The following is a 4,811-nucleotide window of genomic DNA, read 5'->3' as shown; positions in this document are numbered from 1 at the left end:
TTAAATTTGGTAATATAGTGATTGTCAATAAAGACAAGGACAATGGAAGAAAAAAATAGCAAACAAGATGTTAAGAAAAAGACAAAAGGTGAATACAAGAAGAAAAAAGATAAAGAATGAAGAGTTTGATCCTGGCTCAGGATAAACGCTGACAGAATGCTTAACACATGCAAGTCTATGAGGAAGTTTAGCTTGCTAAATGGACTCATGGCGGACGGGTGAGTAACGCGTAAAGAACTTGCCCTTTAGACTGGGATAACAGAGGGAAACTTCTGATAATACTGGATAAGTTAGTATATCGCATGATATGCAAATGAAAGCTACGGCACTAAAGGAGAGCTTTGCGTCCTATTAGCTAGTTGGTAAGGTAAGAGCTTACCAAGGCGATGATAGGTAGCCGGCCTGAGAGGGTGGACGGCCACAAGGGGACTGAGATACGGCCCTTACTCCTACGGGAGGCAGCAGTGGGGAATATTGGACAATGGAGGGAACTCTGATCCAGCAATTCTGTGTGTGTGAAGAAGGTTTTAGGACTGTAAAACACTTTTAGTAGGGAAGAAAAAAATGACGGTACCTACAGAAGAAGCAACGGCTAAATACGTGCCAGCAGCCGCGGTAATACGTATGTTGCGAGCGTTATCCGGAATTATTGGGCTTAAAGGGCATCTAGGCGGTAAGACAAGTTGAAGGTGAAAACCTGTGGCTCAACCATAGGCTTGCCTACAAAACTGTTGAACTAGAGTACTGGAAAGGTGGGTGGAACTACACGAGTAGAGGTGAAATTCGTAGATATGTGTAGGAATGCCGATGATGAAGATAACTCACTGGACAGAAACTGACGCTGAAGTGCGAAAGCTAGGGGAGCAAACAGGATTAGATACCCTGGTAGTCCTAGCTGTAAACGATGATCACTGGGTGTGGGGATGCGAAGTCTCTGTGCCGAAGCAAAAGCGATAAGTGATCCGCCTGGGGAGTACGTTCGCAAGAATGAAACTCAAAGGAATTGACGGGGGCCCGCACAAGTGGTGGAGCATGTGGTTTAATTCGACGCAACGCGAGGAACCTTACCAGATCTTGACATCCTCGGGAGAGTATAGAAGTATACTTGTGCCTTCGGGAACCGAGAGACAGGTGGTGCATGGCTGTCGACAGCTCGTGTTGTGAGATGTTGGGTTAAGTCCCGCAACGAGCGAAACCCCTATCATTAGTTGCCATCATTAAGTTGGGGACTCTAATGAAACTGCCTACGAAGAGTAGGAGGAAGGTGGGGATGACGTCAAGTCATCATGCCCCTTATGATCTGGGCTACACACGTGCTACAATGGGTAGTACAAAGAGAAGCTTTGTAGCGATACATGGCGAAACTTAAAAAGCTATTCTTAGTTCGGATTGAAGTCTGCAACTCGACTTCATGAAGTTGGAATCACTAGTAATCGTGAATCAGCAATGTCACGGTGAATACGTTCTCGGGCCTTGTACACACCGCCCGTCACACCACGAGAGTTGTTTGCACCTGAAATTACCGGCCTAACCGTAAGGAGGGAGGTACTGAAGGTGTGGATAGTGATTGGGGTGAAGTCGTAACAAGGTATCCGTACCGGAAGGTGCGGATGGATCACCTCCTTTCTAAGGAGAAAAAGACAAGTAACACTTGTTTGCTAACTTTCATGTTAGAAATTAGGACAATGAGAAATGAATAGTAGGTAAAAAAGAATTACAACTTAAAAAAAGAGTTAGAATGAGAAGCTAAATAAGGGCGTACGGAGGATGCCTAGGTAGTAAAAGCCGAAGAAGGACGTGATAAGCTGCGAAAAGCTTGGGGGAGATGCACATAATCAGAGATCCCGAGATATCCGAATGGGGAAACCTGTATATTAGGAGAATATACGTGAAGAAGGTAAGCCTGTGAACTGAAACATCTAAGTAACAGGAGGAAAAGAAAGTAAAAACGATTTTCCAAGTAGCGGCGAGCGAACGGGAAAGAGCCTAAACCATAGTAGAGTAAAAGTTGGAGGACGTTTCTATTATGGGGTAGAGGGGATATTCAGATAGAACTCTATATATCAGTAGCGAGTATAAAAGAAGAGGAATTAGTTGGAAAGCTAAACCAAAGAAGGTGATAGTCCTGTAGAACGAACAATATACGAGTTACGAATATTACCCGAGTAGCATCAAGCACGAGGAATTTGGTGTGAATCAGTGAGGACCATATCTCATAAGGCTAAATACTTTTACTAACCGATAGTGCAGAGTACCGTGAGGGAAAGGTGAAAAGAACCCTGAGTAAGGGAGTGAAATAGAATTTGAAACCGTATGCTTACAAGCGGTAGGAGCATAGAAATATGTGACTGCGTGGATTTTGGTTAATCATCCTGCGAGTTATGATATATGGCGAGGTTAAGGAAGCGGAGCCGAAGGGAAACCGAGTCTTAAGAGGGCGATAGTCGTATGTTATAGACGCGAAACCTAGTGATCTAGGCCTGTCCAAGTTGAAGCTGGGGTAAGACCCAGTGGAGGACTGAACTCACCGCCGTTGAAATGTTGGGAGATGAGATAGGTCTAGGGGTGAAAAGCCAATCGAACTAGGAGATAGCTCGTTCTCTCCGAAATGCATTTAGGTGCAGCCTTAATAGAAGATATGTGGGGGTAGAGCACTGTATGACCTAGGGGGCATATAGCTTACTGAAGTCAAGCAAACTACGAATACCATATATTAATAATTAGGAGTGAGTCTATGGATGACAAGGTCCGTGGACGAGAGGGAAAGAACCCAGAACAACAGCTAAGGTCCCCAATTATGTCTAAGTGGGAAAGGAGGTGGATATTCCTAAACAACCAGGAGGTTGGCTTAGAAGCAGCCAAACCTTTAAAGAGTGCGTAATAGCTCACTGGTCGAGAGTATCTGCGCCGAAGATTTAACGGGGCTAAGACATAAACCGAAGCTTTGTAATATACCGATAGGTATGTTGGTAGGAGAGCGTTCTGTAGGCCGTAGAAGGAGAGTTGAAAGACGATCTGGAGGTATCAGAAGTGAGAATGCAGGAATGAGTAGCGAGAAAGAAGGTGAGAATCCTTCTGGCCGGAAGTCCAAGGATTCCATGGCAATGTTTGTCAACCATGGGTGAGTCGGGACCTAAGCTATGGCAGAGATGCTAAGGCGAATGGAAAATAGGTTAATATTCCTATACCACTTATTTAACGTTTGAAGGAATGGAGTGACGCAGGAAGGTATGCGAGATGGCTAACGGATGCCATTTTAAGGAGGAAGTGTGGATATATAGGCAAAACCGTATATCTAAACATGATGACTGATGAGTAAGTACATGTAACGTGTATAAGTCGCAAATCCTACACTGCCGAGAAAAACTTCTACCAAGGAGAATAAGTGCCCGTACTGCAAACCGACACAGGTGGACAGGGTGAGAAACCCGAGGCCGACAGGCTAACTCTAGCTAAGGAACTCTGCAAAATAGCCCCGTAACTTCGGGAGAAGGGGTGCCTATTAGGTGAGAAGAGAAAAACTTTAAGCTAAAATAGGCCGCAGTGAAGAGTCCCAAGCAACTGTTTACCAAAAACACAGGTCTATGCTAAGCCGAAAGGCGACGTATATGGGCTGACACCTGCCCAGTGCTGGAAGGTTAAGAGGAGGGATGAGAGTCTCGAATTGAAGCCCCAGTGAACGGCGGCCGTAACTATAACGGTCCTAAGGTAGCGAAATTCCTTGTCAGGTAAGTTCTGACCTGCACGAATGGTGCAATGATTTGGGAGCTGTCTTGGCTGGAGGCCTGGTGAAGTTGTAATAGCGGTGAAGATACCGCTTACCTGCAGTAGGACGGAAAGACCCCGTGGAGCTTAACTGTAGTTTGACATTGGGTTTTGGCAATGTGTGTATAGGATAGTTGGGAGACGAAGATATATGTACGCAAGTATGTAAGGAGTCACTGGTGGAATACCAACCATAGATTGTTGAAATTCTAATTATGAAAGTAAGACAGTGTTAGATGGGCAGTTTGACTGGGGCGGTCACCTCCAAAAGAGTAACGGAGGTGTTCAAAGGTTCCCTCAGGTTGGATGGAAATCAACCGAAGAGTGTAAAGGCAGAAGGGAGCTTGACTGCGAGACTGACGGGTCGAGCAGGTACGAAAGTAGGACTTAGTGATCCGGTGGTACTGAATGGAAAGGCCATCGCTCAACGGATAAAAGCTACCCCGGGGATAACAGGCTGATACTTCCCAAGAGTCCATATCGACGGAAGTGTTTGGCACCTCGATGTCGGCTCGTCTCATCCTGGGGCTGTAGAAGGTCCCAAGGGTTGGGCTGTTCGCCCATTAAAGAGGCACGCGAGCTGGGTTCAGAACGTCGTGAGACAGTTCGGTCCCTATCCACTGCAGGCGTAAGAATATTGAAAAGATCTGTCCTTAGTACGAGAGGACCGGGATGGACAAACCTCTGATGTACCAGTTGTATCGCCAGATGCATGGCTGGGTAGTCACGTTTGGAAGGGATAATCGCTGAAAGCATCTAAGTGAGAAGCCCACTTTGAGATGAATATTCTATTAGGATCCATAGAGAACATATGGTAGATAGGCTGGGTGTGTAAGTATAGAGATATATTCAGCAGACCAGTACTAATAATCCGAAAGCTTTACAGGAAAAAATTCTTTTTTACTACTACTATTTATTTCTAATTGTCCTAAGAAAGCTTGGTGGTAAGCTACAGAGGTACACCTAGAAACATACCGAACCTAGAAGTTAAGCCTGTAAACGCCTACAATACTCAGTAATGGGGAAGATTGGTAACTGCCAAGTTT

Annotated in this window: 3 rRNA genes; all 3 read left to right on the top strand. The window is 45.3% G+C overall.

Annotation, left to right across the window (positions count from 1 at the left end):
• Positions 1-113: 113 nt before the first annotated feature.
• The 3 genes from IMK15_RS06135 (at position 114) to rrf (ending at position 4,809) form a co-directional block, all read left to right on the top strand.
• Positions 114-1,626, top strand: a 16S ribosomal RNA gene (locus IMK15_RS06135).
• A 113-nt stretch (positions 1,627-1,739) separates the two neighbouring features.
• A 23S ribosomal RNA gene (locus IMK15_RS06130) occupies positions 1,740-4,652 on the top strand.
• Positions 4,653-4,702: 50 nt separating this feature from the next.
• Positions 4,703-4,809: ribosomal RNA gene (gene rrf / locus IMK15_RS06125) — 5S ribosomal RNA — on the top strand.
• Together the 16S, 23S and 5S rRNA genes form the textbook arrangement of a ribosomal RNA operon.
• Positions 4,810-4,811 lie beyond the last annotated feature (2 nt).

This window comes from Sneathia sp. DSM 16631 (assembly GCF_014892235.1).
Classification (GTDB): Bacteria; Fusobacteriota; Fusobacteriia; order Fusobacteriales; family Leptotrichiaceae; genus Sneathia; species Sneathia vaginalis.
This window is presented reverse-complemented; position numbering and strand designations above follow the sequence as displayed.